Origin of the sequence: Brevibacterium sp. S22 (assembly GCF_004745485.1) — a bacterium.
GTDB lineage: Bacteria > Actinomycetota > Actinomycetes > Actinomycetales > Brevibacteriaceae > Brevibacterium.
The window spans coordinates 133103-151844 of the sequence record NZ_RHFG01000001.1 but is presented as its reverse complement, the minus strand read 5'-3'; the positions used below and the strand labels follow the sequence as shown (position 1 = coordinate 151844).

The 18742-nt window shown below is 63.0% G+C and carries 21 protein-coding genes; 11 read left to right on the top strand and 10 right to left on the bottom strand.

Translation table 11 applies throughout. The features are described 5' to 3' along the window. The first annotated feature begins 111 nt into the window (after nt 1-111). Nucleotides 112-2235 carry a bifunctional metallophosphatase/5'-nucleotidase gene (locus tag EB835_RS00785; protein WP_135807599.1) on the top strand — a complete coding sequence of 708 codons (2124 nt, stop codon included), beginning with the start codon at nt 112-114 and terminating at the stop codon, nt 2233-2235. A 139-nt stretch (nt 2236-2374) separates the two neighbouring features. Continuing rightward, complete coding sequence (gene tpx, locus EB835_RS00780) at nt 2375-2875, top strand: thiol peroxidase (RefSeq protein WP_135807598.1); 501 nt, start codon at nt 2375-2377, stop codon at nt 2873-2875. Nucleotides 2876-3029: 154 nt separating this feature from the next. Here the strand turns inward: tpx and EB835_RS00775 are convergent, their stop codons facing one another. Beyond that, nucleotides 3030-3746: a PIG-L deacetylase family protein gene (locus EB835_RS00775; protein WP_135807597.1), complete on the bottom strand. Its 717-nt coding sequence runs from the start codon at nt 3744-3746 to the stop codon at nt 3030-3032. 105 nt (nt 3747-3851) lie between these two features. Between EB835_RS00775 and EB835_RS00770 the strand changes: the two genes are divergently transcribed. Then, nucleotides 3852-4514 carry a hypothetical protein gene (locus EB835_RS00770; protein ID WP_135807596.1) on the top strand — a complete coding sequence of 221 codons (663 nt, stop codon included), beginning with the start codon at nt 3852-3854 and terminating at the stop codon, nt 4512-4514. Here the strand turns inward: EB835_RS00770 and EB835_RS00765 are convergent. The 4 genes from EB835_RS00765 to EB835_RS00750 form a co-directional block, all read right to left on the bottom strand. Further along, nucleotides 4484-5707, bottom strand: coding sequence for an NAD(P)-binding domain-containing protein (locus EB835_RS00765; protein WP_240688449.1), 1224 nt, complete (start codon nt 5705-5707; stop codon nt 4484-4486). The two genes, EB835_RS00770 and EB835_RS00765, sit on opposite strands and share 31 nt — an antisense overlap. 102 nt (nt 5708-5809) lie before the next feature. Beyond that, nucleotides 5810-6364 carry a hypothetical protein gene (locus EB835_RS00760; RefSeq protein WP_135807594.1) on the bottom strand — a complete coding sequence of 185 codons (555 nt, stop codon included), beginning with the start codon at nt 6362-6364 and terminating at the stop codon, nt 5810-5812. Nucleotides 6365-6657: 293 nt separating this feature from the next. Next, nucleotides 6658-7254, bottom strand: coding sequence for a hypothetical protein (locus EB835_RS00755; protein WP_135807593.1), 597 nt, complete (start codon nt 7252-7254; stop codon nt 6658-6660). A gap of 201 nt (nt 7255-7455) precedes the next feature. Further along, nucleotides 7456-8043 (bottom strand): HhH-GPD-type base excision DNA repair protein, encoded by a 588-nt coding sequence (locus EB835_RS00750; RefSeq protein WP_135807592.1) that lies wholly within the window; start codon nt 8041-8043, stop codon nt 7456-7458. 54 nt (nt 8044-8097) lie between these two features. Here EB835_RS00750 and EB835_RS00745 point away from each other — a divergent pair, with 54 nt between their 5' ends. The 6 genes from EB835_RS00745 to EB835_RS00720 all read left to right on the top strand — a co-directional run bounded on the left by EB835_RS00745 (nt 8098) and on the right by EB835_RS00720 (nt 13269). After that, complete coding sequence (locus tag EB835_RS00745) at nt 8098-8481, top strand: YchJ family protein (protein ID WP_168216582.1); 384 nt, start codon at nt 8098-8100, stop codon at nt 8479-8481. Nucleotides 8482-8680: 199 nt separating this feature from the next. Continuing rightward, entirely contained in the window at nt 8681-9184 is a 504-nt protein-coding gene (locus tag EB835_RS00740; RefSeq protein ID WP_135807591.1) for a DUF2087 domain-containing protein, read from the top strand. A 59-nt stretch (nt 9185-9243) separates the two neighbouring features. Next, a complete protein-coding gene (locus EB835_RS00735) occupies nt 9244-9747 on the top strand; it encodes a phosphoribosyltransferase (protein ID WP_135807590.1) in 504 nt (167 codons plus the stop codon). A gap of 9 nt (nt 9748-9756) precedes the next feature. Then, complete coding sequence (locus EB835_RS00730; protein WP_135807589.1) at nt 9757-11064, top strand: carboxylesterase family protein; 1308 nt, start codon at nt 9757-9759, stop codon at nt 11062-11064. A gap of 76 nt (nt 11065-11140) precedes the next feature. Then, on the top strand, nt 11141-12250 hold the full coding sequence (locus EB835_RS00725) for a winged helix DNA-binding domain-containing protein (protein ID WP_135807588.1): 1110 nt from the start codon (nt 11141-11143) through the stop codon (nt 12248-12250). A gap of 20 nt (nt 12251-12270) precedes the next feature. Then, the gene (locus EB835_RS00720) at nt 12271-13269 is read left to right on the top strand and encodes a diacylglycerol/lipid kinase family protein (protein ID WP_135807587.1); all 999 of its coding nucleotides are present in this window, start codon (nt 12271-12273) and stop codon (nt 13267-13269) included. 25 nt (nt 13270-13294) lie between these two features. Here EB835_RS00720 and EB835_RS20490 read toward each other — a convergent pair whose 3' ends face one another. From EB835_RS20490 to pdxS, 3 genes are all read right to left on the bottom strand, one after another. Then, a complete protein-coding gene (locus tag EB835_RS20490; protein ID WP_346763131.1) occupies nt 13295-13525 on the bottom strand; it encodes a helicase HerA-like domain-containing protein in 231 nt (76 codons plus the stop codon). 118 nt (nt 13526-13643) lie between these two features. Then, on the bottom strand, nt 13644-14225 hold the full coding sequence (pdxT, locus tag EB835_RS00710) for a pyridoxal 5'-phosphate synthase glutaminase subunit PdxT (RefSeq protein WP_346763128.1): 582 nt from the start codon (nt 14223-14225) through the stop codon (nt 13644-13646). Continuing rightward, on the bottom strand, nt 14222-15103 hold the full coding sequence (pdxS, locus tag EB835_RS00705; RefSeq protein ID WP_135807584.1) for a pyridoxal 5'-phosphate synthase lyase subunit PdxS: 882 nt from the start codon (nt 15101-15103) through the stop codon (nt 14222-14224). The genes pdxT and pdxS overlap by 4 nt, the downstream gene beginning before the upstream one ends. Before the next feature lie 218 nt (nt 15104-15321). Here pdxS and EB835_RS00700 point away from each other — a divergent pair, with 218 nt between their 5' ends. Both EB835_RS00700 and EB835_RS00695 read left to right on the top strand, forming a co-directional pair. Continuing rightward, nucleotides 15322-16716: a MocR-like pyridoxine biosynthesis transcription factor PdxR gene (locus tag EB835_RS00700; protein ID WP_135807583.1), complete on the top strand. Its 1395-nt coding sequence runs from the start codon at nt 15322-15324 to the stop codon at nt 16714-16716. Beyond that, nucleotides 16713-17102, top strand: coding sequence for a hypothetical protein (locus EB835_RS00695; RefSeq protein ID WP_135807582.1), 390 nt, complete (start codon nt 16713-16715; stop codon nt 17100-17102). The genes EB835_RS00700 and EB835_RS00695 overlap by 4 nt, the downstream gene beginning before the upstream one ends. Nucleotides 17103-17572: 470 nt before the next feature. Here EB835_RS00695 and EB835_RS00690 read toward each other — a convergent pair whose 3' ends face one another. Both EB835_RS00690 and EB835_RS00685 read right to left on the bottom strand, forming a co-directional pair. Further along, nucleotides 17573-18217, bottom strand: a complete 645-nt coding sequence (locus tag EB835_RS00690; RefSeq protein ID WP_135807581.1) for a 4'-phosphopantetheinyl transferase family protein — start codon at nt 18215-18217, stop codon at nt 17573-17575. Between the two features lie 3 nt (nt 18218-18220). Beyond that, entirely contained in the window at nt 18221-18712 is a 492-nt protein-coding gene (locus EB835_RS00685) for a LapA family protein (RefSeq protein ID WP_135807580.1), read from the bottom strand. Between the last annotated feature and the right edge of the window lie 30 nt (nt 18713-18742).

Here is an 18742-nt window from a genome sequence, read left to right as displayed (position 1 = left end):
AACAGAGTTTGTTCAAATTTCTTTCAAGATCCATTCAGAAAACGGTCAGCGCACACTAGGGTGAGAGAGTTGAATCACTTTCATCCACTTTGACCAGTCTTCTGGAGACACATGCGTCTGCGCACCCTGACCTCGTCAACACTCGCCCTTGCTCTCATCGTCACCGGACCCGCGGCCGCCTCGGCGACCGGCCTCGGCGACGCAGGGGATTCCGCCGACGCCCAGGCGGCCAAGACCGGAGAGCTGACGCTGCTGGCGACGACCGACGTACACGGCAACGTACTCAACTGGGACTACTTCGCGAACAAGCCTTACCCGGCAGGGGAGGAACTGGGGATGACCCGCGCAGCGACGCTCGTCAATGGGGTCCGCGAGGACAAGGGCGCGGAATCCGTGCTCCTCGTCGACAACGGTGACACCATCCAAGGCAACCCCTTGGCCTACTACTTCGCCAAACAGGAGCCGATCACGACGAGTGGTCAGACGCACCCGCTGGCCAAGACCTACAACCATTTGGAATACGACGCACAGGTCGTCGGCAACCATGAGTTCAACTACGGTCTCGATCTGCTGGCCACCTACAAAGACCAGATCGACTTCCCGCTGCTCGGCGCCAATGTCATCGATGACGCTGACGGTCAGACACATCTGGATCCGTATGCGATGGTCGACAAACAGGTCGATGGTGAGACGATCACCGTCGGTGTTCTCGGAGTGACTACCCCCGGCAGTCGAATCTGGGACAAGAACAACCTGACCGGAAAGGTGCACTTCGACGATCCCGTTGAGACGGCCCAGAAGTATGTCCCCGAGATGAAGCAGAAAGGCGCTGACGTCATCGTCGTGCTTTCCCACTCGGGCAAGGATCCGAAGGGGCAGAACTGGGACCCGGACCAACTGCAGGAGAACCTCAGCACCTCGGTGGCGAAGGTTCCCGGTATCGATGTCCTCGTTGCCGGACATACCCACCAGAACGAACCCAGTCAGGTCGTGGACCGTGACGACGGCAGTCAGGTGCTCATCACCCAGCCGAACTACTGGGCCCGATCGGTCTCCGAGGTGGGCCTGCCGATCAATCTCGACACACACCACGTCGATTGGGGTGAGATCGAGCCCCACGCGGATGCGCTGGCCACCCAGGGCGAAGTCGCTGAGGATCAGGAGATCAAGGACCTCGTCGATGAGCAGCACCGGACCACGATCGACTACGTGAACACGAAGATCGGGCGGGTGACTGAAACCCTGTCGGCGAAGACCTCCTACTACGAGGACACAGCGATCCTCGACTTCATCTCTCACGTCCAGACTGAGACGGTGCAGGAGGGCCTGAAGGGAACAGACTATGAGGATCTGCCCGTGATCTCACAGGCATCACCGTTCAGTCGCACCGCAGAATTCCCAGCCGGTGACATCACGATCCGCGATGTGGCCGGACTCTACGTCTACGACAACACTCTGGCCGGGGTCGAAATCAACGGTGCCCAGCTCCGTGACTACCTCGAGTACTCGGCCCGGTATTTCAAACAGACTGAAGAAGGCGCTGAATTCGACCCGGTCGACGGCACCAATGCGATCGATGAAGGCTCCGATTCACCGATCCCGGACTACAACTATGACGCTCTGGCCGGAATCGACTATGACATCAACGTCTCCAAACCCAGCGGTGAGAGGATCGAGCATCTCAAACGGGCCGACGGCACCGAAGTCGGAGACGACGACCGGTTCATTCTCGCCATCAACAACTACCGCCAGTCCGGGGGAGGCGGCTACCCGGTCGACGGACTCAAAGAGATCTACAACGAGCAGGTCGAGGTGCGCCAGGCCCTCATCGACTGGGCCGAGGAAAAACAGATCGTCGACCCAGCCGATTTCTTCGACGAGAACTGGCAGGTCGTCACCAGCAGTCGGACCCCTGGCGGAGACGGCGGAGACGATGGCGACGATTCCAGCGACAACGGAGACAGCTCCCGTGAAGCAACTGCGGCAGCAGATTCGAATGGATCCGATGACGACGAGTCCGATGCCAGCGAATCCTCGGATGCTTCGAGTTCTGGGAATGCCGGAGGCTCTGACGGGGATGACAGCGGCGAAGCCGATGAATCGGCGGCCGGCGCCGGTGGCGGGGCCGACCTTCCACGGACCGGTGTCGAAGTCACCACGAGCATCGGCATCGCTGCCGCGATCATCGCACTCGGGACGGTGCTGGTGCTCTTCACACGCCGCCGTCGCAGCTGAGGAATCGCCGAGCATCCGCGGGACACAGCGAATTGACGTCGACCTGATGACCGGTCTGCATTCATCGGGCTTCCCCCGGCCTCGACTCACGTAGAGTGAGAGAGACAGCAGTCAGCTCTGAAGAAGGAGAAAGTCAAGCATGGCCAACACAGCATTCCAGGGATCTCCGGTCAAGACCGTCGGCGACCTGCCTGCCAAAGGCGAGCAGGCTCCGGCCTTCAGCCTCGTCGGCGGCGACCTCGGTGATGTGAACTCACAGGACTATTCGGGCAAGCGCGTCGTGCTCAACATCTTTCCCAGCGTCGATACGGGCGTGTGCGCAGCCTCGGTGCGCAAGTTCAACGAACTCGCCGCCGACCTGGGGAACACCACCGTTCTCTGCGTATCCAATGACCTTCCGTTCGCTCAGGGCCGCTTCTGCGGTGCCGAGGGAATCGAGAACGTCGTGGCAGCATCGGGATTCCGCAGCTCGTTCGGCAAGGACTTCGGTGTGACCATGGTCGATGGTCCGCTCGCCGGCCTGCTCGCACGCTCTGTCGTCGTCGTCGATGAGAAAGGCACTGTGACCTACACACAGCTCGTCGACGAGATCACCACCGAGCCCGACTACGACTCAGCGATCGCAGCTCTGGGAGCCTGATCTCCTGTCTGCGGGCCGAATCCTCGACCCGCGCATAGTGAACCGGGTGGGACGTGTACGCGTCCCACCCGGTTCACTCTGCAGGCAAAGAGTGCCGATCATGATCAATGCGGCAGGCACCTCGGGTGCCGGTACGCAGCTCGTGCCGAAGTTCTCACATATCGACGACGGTGATCGGCAGAGCATAATCAACACCGGCGAGCTCTCCACCGCTCGTGGTGATGCCGGAGATCATATCCTTCGGTTCCGGGTGGTCACTGAGTGCGTCCAAATAGACCTTGTGCGCCTCGAGTGACCGCACACCGCGGTCGACATGCTCGGCGGTGAGGGCCACGGCATGAGTGGGCTCGGCACCGTTGATGAGCAGCCGATCGGCTTTCCACGCTTCGAGCCCTTCGTCCTTGAGATCGGTGAAGACCCAGGGATTGTCGGCATCGCGGATCGCATCGACAGTGGCGACACCGGCATTGCGATGATCGACATGATTGAGTCCCCACTGGACCTGCAGATCGAATGTCGTCACCACGACCGCATTCGGTCGGAACTCGCGGATCTTCCGCGCAATCGAGCGACGCAGCTCATGAGTGGGTTCCAACAGTCCATCCGGGTAGTCGAGGATCTCGAGATCGTCGACGCCGACGACATTGCATGCCCGACGCTGCTCTTCGGCGCGCAACGGCGCCACCTCCTCGGGGCTCATTTCACGGATCCCTGCCTCCCCACGGGTAAGCAGCAGATAAGCGACCTCCTTGCCCTCGTCGGTCCATTTCGACACTGCGGCCGACCCTCCGTACTCCATATCGTCGGGGTGGGCGACCACGCAGAGCACGCGGTTGATATCAGAGTCATCGAAAAGCGGGATCTCAGTCATGCCTCCAGGCTAGGCGGCATCCTGCAGTTGCGCTAGGGAACGGGGACGAATCCGACTTTGGGTACGATGTGGATGACCCCACCGACCGAGTGAAGGCAGACAACGATGAAGAGGTCATTCGCAGCGGTGACGTTGGTTCTGGGGCTGACCCTCAGCGGATGTTCGGCGTTCCGGGTCAGCAGCTCCGATGAAGCAGGCTCGAAGCCGGCGAAAGTGGGCATCGGGGATGGGCAGTCACCATCGCCGACATCAACGGGTCCGACGATTCCCGACGACATGAGTGAGACCACCGTTGACCTGGGCGACAAGTGTCCCATCGAAGTCAGCCTGGCATTGGGCGCAGACTGGGCCGATGGTTCCGGGTACGACGGATATCGGCTCTATACCGCCGATTCCGAGGCGATCATCACGGTCAACTGCTTCGATGACGATGATTCTTCACCTCAGGGCTTGGTGGATCAGGCGCGGGAGAGAATGTTCAGCACCTCGGGGTCGACATTGGACAGTGAAACCACGGGATCACTCAGTGGGGGAGAGTACTGGGTCTTCCATGGCACGCTGGCTGCCGACGATATGCGCGCAGTCGATCAGGAGGACTCAGTGATCTTCGGTACCGTTGCCGGATTATCCGCCGACGGTCGACTGTTCAAGATCAGTGTCGACATGCTTGCTCAAGCCGATGACACCGAAGCTCAGGACCAGTTCCGCCAAATGCTTCCGACGGTTCGCCTCGGCGATCAGGTGCTCAAAGCCCCAGACCTGCGCTGAGGCTGTCGGCTACCTGACATGCGTTTGAGCAGTTCCCGGGCCGCAATCCTTCCCGCGCGGGTGGCGCCGACCGTGGAACTGGCCGATCCGTAGCCGACGAGGAAGAGTCGGGGATCGTCCTTGACGGCGACTTCTGTCTCCATGGCGATCCCACCATCCGGTGTGCGCAAATGAAGAGGTGCGAGGTGTTTGAGAGCTGCTCGGAATCCTGTGTTCCAGAAGATCACGTCGACCTCTTCGACGTGAGGTGCGGTGAATGGTGCCCACGACTCGGGTACTGCCAGATGGTCACTGGCCGATGGGCCCAGTCCCTCCGAGGTCGTCGGCTGTTCGGTGTCGCCGGTCCCGGGGAACCGGACCGCGTGAGGAAGGATGCGGTCGAACATGCCACGGGAGACCAGAACTCCGGAATCGATCCCTTCGCGGAACTCTCGTCGGATCGGCAGCCCCGTGGTGCGCACGACGCTGGCCGGGGCAAGGCCGGACAGAGTTCGGTCGCGCACGGCCCGCTCGACTTCGAGGCCCCATTGGCCGTCGAATTCTCTGGACGTGAAGTTCGGGGGACGGCGTGTGGCCCACAGCGTGTCGGTCACCTCGGCGAGTTCGAGGAGAAACTGTGTGGCGGAGATTCCGCCGCCGACCACGAGTGTGCGCAGTCCGCGGAAGTCCTCGACGTCCCGGAAGTTCACGGTATGGAGCTGGTGGCCTTCGAATTCGGCGATGCCGGGGATGAAGGGGACGTAGGGCTGAGTCCAGGTGCCGGTTGCGTTGATGAGGAAGTCGCTGGAGAGCGCCACGTGTTCACCGTCTATTGTGGTGGTGATGGTGAAGCGTCCCTGCCCTCGTTCTTCCGAGCGGACGGTGTTCACTTCAGCTGGGCGGATGACGCAGAGTTCGAGCTCGCGTTCGAACCGGGAGTAGTAGTCGGAGACGATCTGCGAGGCGGGTATGTTCGGGTCGGGGCGGCCGAGTGGGAATCCGGGCAAGTCGGAGATATGGTTCGTGGAACCCAGAGTCAGGGAGTCCCACCGCTCCCGCCACGCTCCACCGGGTCCGTCGCCGGCGTCGAGGATGATGAAATCCTTGCCCGGTGCGAGCCCGTCGCGCCACAGGTAATGCGCTGCGGACAGCCCGGCTTGGCCCGCCCCGATGATGACGACGGGCCAGTGAGAATCGATCAGGAGCTCGTTCATTCGGCACACCATGGTGCCATTGTTTCAGGTTTCTCGAGTCACAGTCCGACTGTCTATGCCGGGGCGTTAGACTGTTGCGTTCTGGCCGAGAGATGAGGGGTGTCATCTGGCCGATTGAGCGCAGTCGGGTCCGCGAGGGTTGGTGTAGCAGTTTTCGTCGACGAGGTAGCGGTGATACCGGTAGACGTCGATGCCGATGGTGTTGCTGGCGACGTGGGCGAAGCCGTCGATAGGCAGCCAAGGGCCGCCATCGACGGAGAACTCTCCGCTGAATGTCGCTGTCATCGCTGCCGAGACTTTGCCTGATTTTTGGTATTCGTGACCGATCTGCGGTGTGCCGCCGGCAAGTGGTTTCGCGCCTTTCGCAGTGGTTGTGGTGCCCGAGCCGTCTCCGAAGTCCCAGCTGAAGCGCTCTGGGGTGACTCTGACTTTGACTGCGTAGGTCAGCAGGGTCATGTCGATATAGCTGACGTCGATGTCGGTCCAAAACGCTGTCGGCTTGCCGACGACGGCCCAATCTTTTGGCCAGGCGTAGATTGTGGGAGCCGGAATATCGAAGTTCTGGAACTGCGATTCCGGGATGCGTGTCGGGGGATCCGGTCGGGCCGGAGCCTCGCCGCCTCCGCCTCCTCCACCGCCGGGGCCGGGTTCGCTCACGCACAGATAACCGACATCTTCCGTTGCACAGTCCGGCACTCCACCACCGGCGCCACCACCGGCGCCACCTCCGCCGTCGCTACCGCCACCGGAGCCGCCTCCTCCGGTCCCACCGCCGCCACCTCCGGAGCCGCCCCCGCCCGGAGGCGGCTCTGGAGCAGGAGGTTTCACTGCTTCACACCCGCTTGTGTCGCCGATGGTGCAACCCGGTGCTGCCACTGCTGGTATCGGAACCACGAATAAGCAAATGACGACAATTGCGATAGAAAGTATGGTGTGGGAAGCCCTGTTGTCTAGCAACGTCGTTCCCAGAGTGTTTGCTGGTCGACTTTCCAGCTCCCGTCATCCTGCTGAATCGTGTGTTGCATTGTCACTTTTCCGTCAGGGTTCGAAGTCGGTGATTGCCCCGCCGGGGTCATCGTCCACTTTGTAGTGTCGACACAGAAGTTCACTAAGACTGATGCGGCTTCTGCTGAGTCCTCCAGCTCCGTGATATCAAATACTTCGACCTTTAGCGGTACGACTTGGCCTTCAAACGTCGCTTTATCCGAAGCTACTGATTTGGCTTCTGCTTGAATTGACTTAAGTGCATCGCCAGACGCGAACTGAGGGAACTCGCTCGTTGCTTTGGTCTTTCCGGAATATGCTTCATTGATGGTTTGGATGAAACCTTCAAACGCCACCAGCGCTCCCTCTACGGCCTTCTTTTCCTCCTTATTGAGGTCGAGGTCGGTTTCGTAATCGGGGATGGCCACCTCGGCGGTGTCATCTGTGGAATCAGCGTCGGGCTCATTCGCGGGCAGGGTCGACGTCGGCGCAGCGACGGGCGAAGTGTCGGCACAGCCGACAACTGAGACCAGACTCAATGCGGAGAAAATGGCAACGATCAATTGGGCGGGTCGACGACACGGTCGGGACGATCCAGTTCTCATTCCACGCCTCTGTGGTCTGCAACTGCGGCGCGACCCCATCGGCCGACACCCGGATTCTCTACATTATTCGACAGGCGCGCTTTTTAGAACAGGCGAAGTCGAATCTGTGGATAACTCATGTCCGAGTGCGCGGAAGCAATTGTGCCGAAGAGATCGGCCCTACTTGTTCGCCGCCTTTGCCGCCTTCGCGGCGGCCTTCTGCTGCTTCTTGAAGGCGCGCACCTCCTGCAGAGTGACGTCGTCGACGACATCGGCGATCGAACGGCGGGCGTCCTCGTCACCGTAGTCACCGGCAGCCACCTGCCAGCCTTCGGCCTGAAGCTCGAACTGCTTACCGAGCAGCGCCAGGAAGATCTTCGCCTTCTGATCACCGAATCCAGGCAGCTTCTTCAGCCGTTTGAGGACCTCGGCACCGCTGGGATCACCATCAGTCCAGATCGCCTCAGCATTCCCGTCGTAGTCGTCGACGATGGCCGCAGCCAGCTTCTGCACCCGTCCGGCCATCGACTTCGGGAACCGGTGGACCGCAGGAGACTGGGCGAAAGTGTCGAGGAAATCATCCGGATTCATCTCTGCGATCTCGTCGACATCGAGCTTGCCCAGTCGCTCGGCCAACTTCGCCGGCCCCGCAAAAGCGCTCTCCATGGTCACCTGCTGATCGAGCAGCATTCCGACGAGCAGAGCGAAGCGGTCTTCGGCCAACAGTGCATCGGCCTTCGGATCTCCAGACAGGAACAGTGAAGTCATGGCTCCATCTTCGCATGCCGCCGTCTGCCGTCCATGCACCGATATCATCGGGGAATGATCTGTCCCTGTTCCGGAGTGCCTCGAGGCGCCGACTACGCCGACTGCTGCCGACCTGCACTCGACGGCGAAACCTGGCCCACCACCGCCGAGGCGCTCATGCGCTCCCGCTATACCGCTTTTGTTCGCGGCAATGAAGACCACCTCTTCCGCACGTGGCATGCCAAGACCCGACCCGACGACGTCGGCGTCGATGACTCCACCACCTGGCTCGGTCTCGAAATCCTGTCCACGACCGACGGGGGACCCGATGATGGCGCCGGAACGGTGCACTTCCGAGCGAAATTCCGGGACCACCTCGGCGATCATCTCCTCGAAGAGAACTCCTCCTTCGTCCGCAGGGCCGGACGGTGGATGTACCTCGATGCCCTTGAGAACTGACTTCGAACACCGACTTCGAGAATCGATGACGATGACATCTATACTGTTGGCTGGCGCATCCAACGCCCAGCCGAGGTCGTGATCCCAGCACACCGACCACATGGCGAAGGGGAGAGCATCCTCGGACGAAACCGGCACGGTGAATCCCTGACCAGGTTTCGTGCTGGGGGGAGACTTGGTCGCTTGAGGAAGAGACACCATGACCAAGGACAAGGATTTCAAGAGACTCGTTCGCACGCGGATGACCGAAACCGGTGAGAACTTCACTACTGCCCGCGCCGCACTGCTCGCCGAAAGCCAAGATGCGAACCGGAGTGCAGAGGCGCACCGCGGAGCCAGCGGCGAAATCCTCAGCGATTCCCCGATCGACCCGCAGATCGATCGGTTTCGGGCGAAGACACTGAGGACGTTCATGCCGAACGGTCGCATCACAGCCGTTCCGACGAAACGTCGCGCCCTCGTCGTCATCCTCATCGAGGTCCTCGTCTCCCTCGACCCAGACCGGGTCTACGACGAAAAGCAGCTCAACGGCATCCTCGGCGAGTTCCATCCGGACTTCGCCCTGCTGCGTCGCGAACTCATCGACTACCGACTGCTCGAACGCAATGCCCACACGGGTGAGTACTGGGTCAACCCGAAACCACCCATCCACAGCGGCTCACAGGCACAGGAGATGGCCGGACTCGAGGTATTTCTGAGCTGAACCGGCGACGGCGTATCCTTGAAGCTCGAACCACAACCGGGCAGACACGAGGAGCATCCATGGCCTACCACGCCGATTCGACCGATCTCGACGAAAAAGAGATTCTCAGCTGGGACATGTTCGGCCAATCGGCGCGTGAGATGGCGCAGACCATTGCGGATTCAGACTACGACCCCGAGATCGTCATCGCCGTGGCCCGGGGTGGGCTGCTGCCCGCCGGAGCACTGGCCTATGCCCTCGGGCTCAAGCTCTCCGATGCCATCAACGTCGAGTTCTACACCGACGTCCACGAAACGCTGCCCGATCCCATCCTGCTCGCCCCGATGCTCGACATCGAAGCGATCAAGGGCAAGAAGCTGCTCGTCGTCGACGACGTCGCCGACTCCGGTCGTACCCTGGCCCTCGTCCTCGAACTGCTGCGCAAACACGGTGCCGAAGCCCAGTCGGCCGTCATCTACGCGAAGTCCGCGTCGATCATCGACCCGGACTTCGTGTGGAAGCGCACCGATCAGTGGATCGTCTTCCCCTGGTCGGCCGAGCCGCCGGTCGAACCCAGCAAGTAAGCTGACCGTATGGAGGAGACACGGGACATCGCCGCCCCGTGCGGACGCGTCCGCGCCTATATCGCCGACGATGTGATCCGCGCACGGGGCATCCGCTATGCCCGCGCGGGGCGTTTCCTTCCTCCCGTCGACGAGCCCCCGGTGGACTTCATCGACGGCGGCCAGCCCGGCCCGGCGAGCCCGCAGCTGCGCCGCGACCCGAACGCAGGGATGACCTTCGACCAGCTCGGAGGCCTTCCCATCAGCGAAGACTGTCTGCGCGTGAGCGTGACGATGCCCCGCGACATCGATCCCAGCGCCGAGGTGGGGCTGCCTGTCCTCGTCTGGATCCACGGCGGAGCCTATGTCGCCGGGGCCGGTGACGCGGAGATCTACGACGCGCACACCATCGCGGCAGAACAGCACATCATCGTCGTTTCCGTCACCTACCGCCTCGGCGTGCTCGGCTATTTGGGCACGGGCGCACCCGAGCATTCGAACCTCGGTGTGCTCGACCAGATCTCCGCTCTTCGGTGGGTGCAGACCAACATCGCCTCCTTCGGCGGCGACCCGCGCAATGTCACGATCGCCGGACAGAGCGCCGGTGCAGACGCCTGCGCCCACCTGATGATCGCCGAGGGTACGACGGGCCTCTTCCGGCGCGTGCTCATGGCATCTGCACCGCTGGGTCTGGCCGGTGGTACGGACACGATGAACTGGGCGATGGCCAAGGTCGCCCAGAGGATCGACCCTGACGCGAGCGTGAAGGAGATTCTCGAGGCCCAGGAGGAAGTGCACAGGGCGGCCCTCGTCGGCGGCCTGCACGCGGGAATGTGCTTCGGAGTCCACTACGGCCGGTACCCGCTGCCGTCCCGCGCCGAGGCGGCCAAGGCATGGGTCGACGTCGCGCCGACGTATGACGTGCTCATGACCCGCACCGAACGCGAGATGGCGTTCTTCGCCGGTTTCGTCCCCGCCCTGCGCCGGCTGCACAAGCGGTCCCTGACCTCACCGATGCTCGAATCCCTCATCTCTGGGATCACTTCGGCGGTCTACACCCGAGCCGGTCGAGAGTTCTACGACCGGCACCGCATGTCCGGCGGTCAGGGAGCGCGCCTGCTCATCGTCTCTCGCGGCGACGGCAGCTTCTTCGACGCCGCCCATGCCGGAGACCTGCCGCTGATCTTCCCCGGCGCGATCTGGCACAGATCCTTCCTCGACTACGGCGCGACCACCGATATCGCCGGTCCCGAACTGCGCCGGATCTGGGGCGACTTCGCGGCCTCGGGGTCGCTGCCGCGTATGCGCGTGCCCGGCCTCATCGACATCATGGGCTGAACGGTTCGACAGTGCGGTCCCGATTCTGTCGGTCTTTCACAATTGCCGTGTCACCGGCGTGCACTACCGTAAGACCATGGATGCACATCAGGTCTCGGCCGCCCGTCTGATCGCTCAGGGCCTCGTCGGACCTCCGCCCTCGTCACCGACAGGCACGGACCTCTCACCTGCAGGTGCCGTCGTCGAACATCTGGGCTGCGTCCAAGCGCAGGCCCTCAGCGGCGCTTTGGTCTCCATCGCCTTGCGTCTGGGTCCCGATGTCACTGCAGGGGTAGGCGCCGTCCGCGCCGCCATCGACGCCGGAGAGATCGTGCGGTCCTGGACTCAGCGCGGCACCATCCATCTGACCACAGCCAAGGACATCGGGTGGATCCTCGGCCTGACCGGTGCACGGACGATGAAGTCCACAGCCAACCGGCGCAAGCACTTCGGCATCACCGACGCGATGATCGACACCGCGGCCCGACTGGCCGCAACCGCCATCAGAGACCGTGGACCTCTGACCCGTGAAGAGCTGCTCGAAGCGTTTGCCCCCATCGAAGCCGGAGACGAATACGGACACGCTCGACACCTCATCACCTCCCTGGCACTGCAGAACATCATCGTTCAAGCCCCCATGATCGAGGGCAAGGACGATATGAAATACGTGCTCACCGACGATTGGGTGACGAGTCCCACCGCGTTGAACGCCGAGGCGGCGCTGCACGAATGGATGAGACGCTTCGTCACCAGTCACGGACCGGTGACGCTCGACGACGCCACCCGATGGACGGGACTGCCGAAGACCCACGTCAGAATGGCCATCCACGCTGGGATCGACGCCGGTGAGATCGTGAGTGCGGACATCGACGGCACTGACTGCGTGCACGCCCCGGACCTCGAAGATCGTCTGTCCGAATGGGAGACCGCGGCGCAGGAGACGATGCTGCTGCCGGGATTCGACGAGATCATCCTCGGTTACAAAGACCGCAGCGCTACGCTCGACCCTGCAAACGAAAAGCTCGTTGTTCCCGGAGGCAACGGAATGTTCAAGAACACGGTGGTGATGGGCACCCGTGCACGCGCCACATGGAAGCGATCACCCCGCAAAACCGGTCCACGTGTCCTCGTCGAAGCATTTCCTGGTGAGACGGTGGCCCTCGAGGCCGTCGAATCGGTGAGCGAAACCCACCCGGCCTTCGTCTGAGATCGCAGGCACGACCGACAATGGGCGAATCACAGAGGACACCGGCGGGCGGCGAGGTCGCCCCAGAAGGCCGGCCGACATCGTCGCAGCGGAGAATCGACGTCGGGATCATACTCAATCCCAGACATGCGGCGACTCTGCGAGCGTATGCCGATCTCGTTCAGGGCCTGCGTTCTGTTTCCGCGCACCACCGAAGCATGACGACCAGCGTCGAACGCTCTGGGCATTGGCAAGCCGAACAGCTCACCGATTGGGGCGCCGACATCGTCATCATCCTCGGCGGAGACGGCACCATCCGTGCGGCAGCCCCGGTGCTCGCAGAAGCGGGGATTCTTGTCTTCGTCATCCCGACGGGAACCGCGAATGTGCTCAGCCGTCATATCGGTCTCGGCTCGTCCCGGCAGGCAATCGACCATTGTGTGTCCACGGTGGCATCGATCATCCGCGGCGGGACCACGAACAGTGTGAGCGTCCCGGTCAATGCGGCGGACCTTCGGCAAGCAGACGGCAGTCGACTTCGCAGCGATTTCATCAGCCTCGCGGGAATCGGGGGAGACGCCCGTGCCGTCGCCCACCATCACGCCGCCCCTGGGCTGGCGGGTTACGCCTGGGGAGCCGTCCGAGCCCTCTTCGCCGCCAACTTCACAATGCGTCCTGGGAACGCTGCCCAGAGGCCGGTGTGGTCGGTGATGGCATCGAAGGCGGCCCGTCCTGCAGGACCCATCGCAGTGTTCCCCGAGGCACGAATCGAGGCAGAGACCTTCTCCGTGCTCACCGTCGGCCCACTTCCGCACCCGTTCATGGCCCGGTGCAGAGCGTGGGCGGGAATCGCCGCAGCATGCCTGCAGGGCGAACCGCAGACACACCCGCTCATGAGCTATCGCAGTACCGCGGAAACGACAGTCGCGCTCGAATCACCTGTGCCGGCGCAACTCGACGGCGACCACATCGGCGACTGTGTGGAACTGCGGGTCAGCGTCGGCGAGAAGAAGCTCTTGGTATCAGCGCCGACGGCGTGAGGTGCCGAAGATCCCGCGCGCGATCTCACGTGCCGCGGTCCGCGTGGGCAGCTCTTCGAGGCCATAGCCGGACTTCGGGAAGATCTGTACGGGCTCCGCCGATACCCGAGAGATCGCCTTTGACATCGGAGACGAAGACCGGCGCACCGTCCCGTGACGGCCGCTCGGCGAGCATCTGCAGGGGTGCGGTCTTGCCGGTTCCGGTGTCACCGGCGACGAGGTCGTGCCGGTTGAGCATGGACAGTCCGATGGAGATCGGGGTCTCCTTTCAGGGTTCCTCACCGTCGAGGGCGACTCCCAGATCGAGGGTCTCCCCGTCGAAGGTGTATCCGTCTTTGAGTGTCTGCAATGCCTGCGCTGTTATGCCTCAATCTTTATACAGCCGCACCGTGGCGGTGGAGGAATTCTGCATGGACTCGCCGGTCCGTCCCCAACTCGGGGTGGAAGCTGGCTCCCCACACCTGCCCCTGCCGAACGAGGACGGGCATACCGTCATGCCGGGCGAGCACCTCGGTGTCGGGCCCGAGATCGAGTATCTGCGGGGCCCGGATGAATGTGCCGTCGACCGGCTCGGTCAGTCCGTGGACGGTCAGCGGGGTGGTGAAGGACTCGCGCTGGCGACCATAGGCGTTGCGGGCCACGGTGATATCGAGCCCACCGAGGCGGTCGTAGCCGCCCAGCGAATCATCGCTGAGCCGATCCGCCAGGAGAATGAGCCCCGCGCAGGTGCCGAAGACCGGCAGACCACCGGTCATGCGTTCGCGCAGGGTCGCGAAGAGATCCGTGCCGGCTGCGATGCGCACCATCGCCGAGGACTCTCCGCCGGGCAGGATGAGCGCATCGATGGCGTCGAGGTGGTCGGACTTGGTGACCTTGAGGGGGTCGACCCCCAGGGAGCCGAGCATGAGCAGGTGCTCACGAAAAGCTCCCTGGAGGGCGAGGACGCCGACTCTCACCAGCCGCGTTCGGCCAGGCGGTGCGGTGCGGGAACATCGGCGACATTGATGCCGACCATCGCATCGCCGAGTGCGCGGGAAGCCTTGGCCACAGCCTGCGGATCGTCGAAGTGAGTGGTCGCTTCGACGATGGCCTTCGCACGGGCCTCGGGGTTGCCGGACTTGAAGATTCCGGAGCCGACGAAGACGCCGTCGGCACCGAGCTGCATCATCATCGCAGCATCCGCTGGGGTGGCGATGCCTCCAGCGACGAACGTCACGACGGGCAGCCGGCCGAGGCTGGCGACCTGTTTGACCAGGTGGTATGGGGCAGCGATCTCCTTGGCCGCGACGTAGAGCTCGTCTTCGCTCTTCGCCCCCAGTGCACGGATCTCGGAGTTGATGGTGCGCAGGTGACGCATCGCCTCGGAGACGTCGCCGGTTCCTGCTTCGCCCTTCGACCGGATCATCGATGCGCCTTCGGTGATCCGGCGCAGAGCCTCACCGAGGTTGGTCGCACCGCAGACGAACGGCACCTTGAAGACAGACTTGTCGATGTGGTTGACGTAGTCGGCGGGGGAAAGGACCTCTGATTCGTCGATGTAGTCGACGCCGAGGGTCTCAAGTATCTGTGCTTCGACGAAGTGCCCGATGCGGGCCTTGGCCATGACCGGCACGGACACGGCGCTGATGATCGAGTCGATGAGATCGGGATCGCTCATTCTGGCGACTCCGCCTTGAGCGCGGATATCCGCGGGGACTCGTTCGAGGGCCATCACGGCTGAGGCTCCGGCCGCCTCGGCGATGCGTGCCTGCTCTTCGTTGACGACGTCCATGATGACGCCGCCCTTGAGCATCTGGGCAAGTCCGGTGTTGAGCAGGGTCTGTGTTTCGGTCATTGTGGTGCCAGTCCATTCACTGTCGCGGAGTCGATCCGGGCCGACACTGGGTGCAGCGCAGAGTGATCGCGGTCTGCTGCCAAGTATCGGAAGGATCATGTATCTTCGGGGTGAACGGCCGTTCCTGACTAGCCTAAACTGCCGAGTGGCTCACTGTGAGAGCCAGAAAGAGTCAAGTATTTTAAGCCAGATACGCGTTGTCGCACTATGATCGTCTGATGGCTTCGACGTCACAGGACCGCACGCAGACCGAGGGCATCGCGCTGCCGATGAGTGTCGACAAGGGTCTGCCGACTCCCTTGCCCGATCAGCTCACTCAGGAGCTGCGCCGTCTCATCTCGGACGGGACGCTGCGTCCCGGGGACGCGGTGCCCTCGAGTCGTCGGCTGGCCAAGCACCTCGGAATCTCCCGCGGCAGCGTGGAGACTGCCTATGCGCAGCTCGCCGTCGAGGGATTTCTCGTCGCCGCCGAACGCTCGATGACGCGGATCAACCCTGACCTGCCCGCCGCACCGCGAACACTGCGTCCGCGGCGCCGGATTCCCGAATCACCGAGGCGGCTCTTACGCAACTATGTCGACCTGCGTCCGGGATTCGGCGGTGATGACCCGCTGCGCGAACCGGCTTTTCGTCGCGCCTGGAGGGAATCGCTCGACCTCGACCCGGGGCCGATCGATCCCTTGGGCCAGCCCCGTGCCCGATGGGCGATCGCCGACTATCTGCGACTGGCGCGCGGCATGGCAGTCGACCCCGATGAAATCATCCTCACCAGCGGGTCTCGCGACGGACTGAGGCTGCTGCTGAGCATCGGCATCGCCGGTTCCATCGCCGTGGAGAATCCGGGCTTCCCAGGCCTGCGGCAGGCAATGACCGACCAGCATCTCGTGCCCTTGGACACCGCCTCCTCGTCGCCGGCTCCAGCCGATGTGGGCGCCGCCGTCGTGACTCCGAATCACCAGTTCCCACACGGGACACCGATGCCGGTCGACCAGCGTGCCCGGCTGTTGGACTGGGCGGCCAGAGGCGATGCCGTCCTCGTCGAAGACGACTACGACAGTGAGGCCCGTTTCACCCGGACTGTGCTCCCGACACTTCTCGACCTCGCATCATCGACCGGCAGCGCGGCCGAGGTCGTCCATATCGGCACTTTCTCCACTCTGCTGACCTCGGCAGTATCGACCGGATACGTCATCGCCCGCGGGGAGATCTCGGAGAAGCTCATAAGCGCGCGCACGGCACTGGGGCCCGCTTTCTCACCGATTCTGCAGATGGCCATCGCCTCCTACCTCGGCTCCGGCGGGCTGCGTCGTCGCATCTCCCGCGGCCGGCGTCGACTGCGGGCGGCCGAAGAGGTCGTGGGGGAGATCGGTCCGATCCCCGGTCTGGTCCATGACGGACGTACCCTCGTCATCGAAACGACTCAGGAGCAGGCCGAGAGTCTGCTGCGGCAGCTGGCCGACCGCGGCATTCTCGTCGCTTCATTGGCGCGCGGCTGGACCGGCGGTGATGAGGTCAGGCATGGTCTAGTCATCGCACATTCGAACGTCGACGCCTCAGTGCTGCAGGAGGCCTTGGGAGAAGTGAAGACCCTGTTGAGTAGAATCCAGTCATGAGGAATTCGGGATTCGCAGTCGACGGGATCATCAAGCTGCTGCTGGCCGTTGCCGGCTTCATCTTCGTCGGCGGGCTCGAGGACTTCTTCCTCGCCCCGCGCTGGCTGGTCATCACCGCTCTGGTGCTGTTCTTCCTCAGCGCCGCCACTCAGATCTCCTATGCCGTGAGCAAGGGAGAGAAGCGTTATCTGAAGTTCCCGATGGTCTTCGACGCGCTCCTCATCGTCGCCGTCGTCATCGGCCTCATCCTCGCTGCTGCGAGCAATCCCGCCGGTGGTTGGATACTCTTCGTCCTGATGGGTGTGGGTTCGCTGGGCATCGCTGTGGTCTTCACTACCGGCGAGAACGGTCCCTCTTTCAGCGAAGAGGACTCACAGAGCCCCTGACCCCCGCCACCTGCTCACTGTCGATCAAGCTCCGCTGCACATGCTCCGCCGTCGATCAAGCGGTGCCGCACATTCTCACTGTCGATCAAGCGTCGCCGCGGATTTGTGGTCGTTTACGGGCATATTTCCGCGGCAATGCTTGATCGGCGCAGAGTTTGTGGTGTGAACGTGCGCGGCGGGCTGTCAGACGCGGCAATGCTTGATCGGCGCGAACGGTCCGGTCTCGGCGAACAGCCGTCCCAGAACACCTGTTCGGCGCCGCATGATTCCTGCCGATCAAGCGCTGCCGCGGATTTGTGGTCGTCTACGGGCATATTTCCGCGGCGAGGCTTGATCGGCGGGTAGTTTGTGGTGTGAACGTGTGCGGCGGGCGGTCAGACGCGGCAATGCTTGATCGGCGTGACTCTGCGAAGAGAAAGTCAGCGCGGAGTGAAAGTCAGCGCGGGGTGAAAGCCAGCGCGGAGAGACAGTCAGCGATTGAACGCGATCGCAGCGATATGACCGTCCGGAATGCCAGCCTCGAGGTCGTGGATGTCGACGTCCGGATGCGGTGAGTTCGGGTGCGGCCCGGCGCCGATGTAGTCGAGACCGGGATCGCGAGCCAGGCCCGTGCTCAGCGCTTTGAGGAAGGCCTCGGTGCGCGCCCACACGCGGACGAACCCAGCGGCGAAGTCCTCGTCGGACAAGGCCTCGAGCTCGGCCCGCTCATCTTTGTGGAGCAGATGCACAGCCTCGAGGGCGACATCTCGTTCGGGGACCGCTTCGATGTCGAGCCCGACCGGGTCGTCGGCGACGGCGACGAGAACGAGGCGTCGAGACCGAGACACCGAGAACTCACATTCATCGTGGCGTGGTTTGCCCGCCGAATCGAGGCGGATCTCGATCGCAGCGGGATCCCGGTCCAGATGTGCTCCGAGCACATGGCGGAGGACGACACGACCGGCTGACCAGGTCACGGCCGCCTCGGCGTCGAATTCCTGTGCATAGTTGCGTTCCTGCTCGGTGAGGACGGAAGCGTCGTCGCGTGCCCACGCCGCCTCAGCCGAAGTATCGGCGAGGATGAGAGTCACGGGCAGCTCGGTGGACAGTTCGGTGAAGCTGGGGTGGTGCGCCATCGTTCAGCGGCCCAGGGCCTTGTTGATCTTCTTCAGCTTGCGGCCCAGGATGTAGATCCGCACCGACCCGATGATCCCGGCGATGAGGATGCCGCCGATGGCTGCGAAGAGCATAGCCACGCCCAGAGGCAGTTCGAACTGCCAGCCGAAGTACTTGAACTCGGCGGGGACATTGTTCTGCAGAATGAAGATGAGCAGCAGGACGACGATGACGGCGCCGAGGATGAGCGAGACCCACATGCCCGCCGACATTCCGGAACCGGCCTTCGTCGACGGCAGCTCACCGGTGTGTCCGGCCGGAGGCTGTGACTGTTCGTCGGTATGTCCGGCCGGAGGCTGAGTCTGTTCAGCTGATTCGTGTGGGGAGATCTCCCGAGTCTTGTCTGCAGCGGCGGCCTCGCCCGTCGCGGGAGTATCGCTGCCGAGGACTGCATCGGTTTCGGCCAGGAGCTCTTCGGGCGTCTGCGAATCGCCACGCGGGTCTTGAGTACTCATGCGCCCCATCATAACTGCTGATGGGGCGCA

Coding starts and splice junctions, on each gene's coding strand:
- EB835_RS00785 (WP_135807599.1), top strand. CDS start 112: ATGCGTCTGCGCACCCTGACCTCGTCAACACTCGCCCTTGCTCTCATC.
- tpx (WP_135807598.1), top strand. CDS start 2,375: ATGGCCAACACAGCATTCCAGGGATCTCCGGTCAAGACCGTCGGCGAC.
- EB835_RS00775 (WP_135807597.1), bottom strand. CDS start 3,746: ATGACTGAGATCCCGCTTTTCGATGACTCTGATATCAACCGCGTGCTC.
- EB835_RS00770 (WP_135807596.1), top strand. CDS start 3,852: ATGAAGAGGTCATTCGCAGCGGTGACGTTGGTTCTGGGGCTGACCCTC.
- EB835_RS00765 (WP_240688449.1), bottom strand. CDS start 5,707: ATGAACGAGCTCCTGATCGATTCTCACTGGCCCGTCGTCATCATCGGG.
- EB835_RS00750 (WP_135807592.1), bottom strand. CDS start 8,043: ATGACTTCACTGTTCCTGTCTGGAGATCCGAAGGCCGATGCACTGTTG.
- EB835_RS00745 (WP_168216582.1), top strand. CDS start 8,098: ATGATCTGTCCCTGTTCCGGAGTGCCTCGAGGCGCCGACTACGCCGAC.
- EB835_RS00740 (WP_135807591.1), top strand. CDS start 8,681: ATGACCAAGGACAAGGATTTCAAGAGACTCGTTCGCACGCGGATGACC.
- EB835_RS00735 (WP_135807590.1), top strand. CDS start 9,244: ATGGCCTACCACGCCGATTCGACCGATCTCGACGAAAAAGAGATTCTC.
- EB835_RS00730 (WP_135807589.1), top strand. CDS start 9,757: ATGGAGGAGACACGGGACATCGCCGCCCCGTGCGGACGCGTCCGCGCC.
- EB835_RS00725 (WP_135807588.1), top strand. CDS start 11,141: ATGGATGCACATCAGGTCTCGGCCGCCCGTCTGATCGCTCAGGGCCTC.
- EB835_RS00720 (WP_135807587.1), top strand. CDS start 12,271: ATGGGCGAATCACAGAGGACACCGGCGGGCGGCGAGGTCGCCCCAGAA.
- pdxS (WP_135807584.1), bottom strand. CDS start 15,103: ATGACCGAAACACAGACCCTGCTCAACACCGGACTTGCCCAGATGCTC.
- EB835_RS00700 (WP_135807583.1), top strand. CDS start 15,322: ATGGCTTCGACGTCACAGGACCGCACGCAGACCGAGGGCATCGCGCTG.
- EB835_RS00695 (WP_135807582.1), top strand. CDS start 16,713: ATGAGGAATTCGGGATTCGCAGTCGACGGGATCATCAAGCTGCTGCTG.
- EB835_RS00690 (WP_135807581.1), bottom strand. CDS start 18,217: ATGGCGCACCACCCCAGCTTCACCGAACTGTCCACCGAGCTGCCCGTG.
- EB835_RS00685 (WP_135807580.1), bottom strand. CDS start 18,712: ATGAGTACTCAAGACCCGCGTGGCGATTCGCAGACGCCCGAAGAGCTC.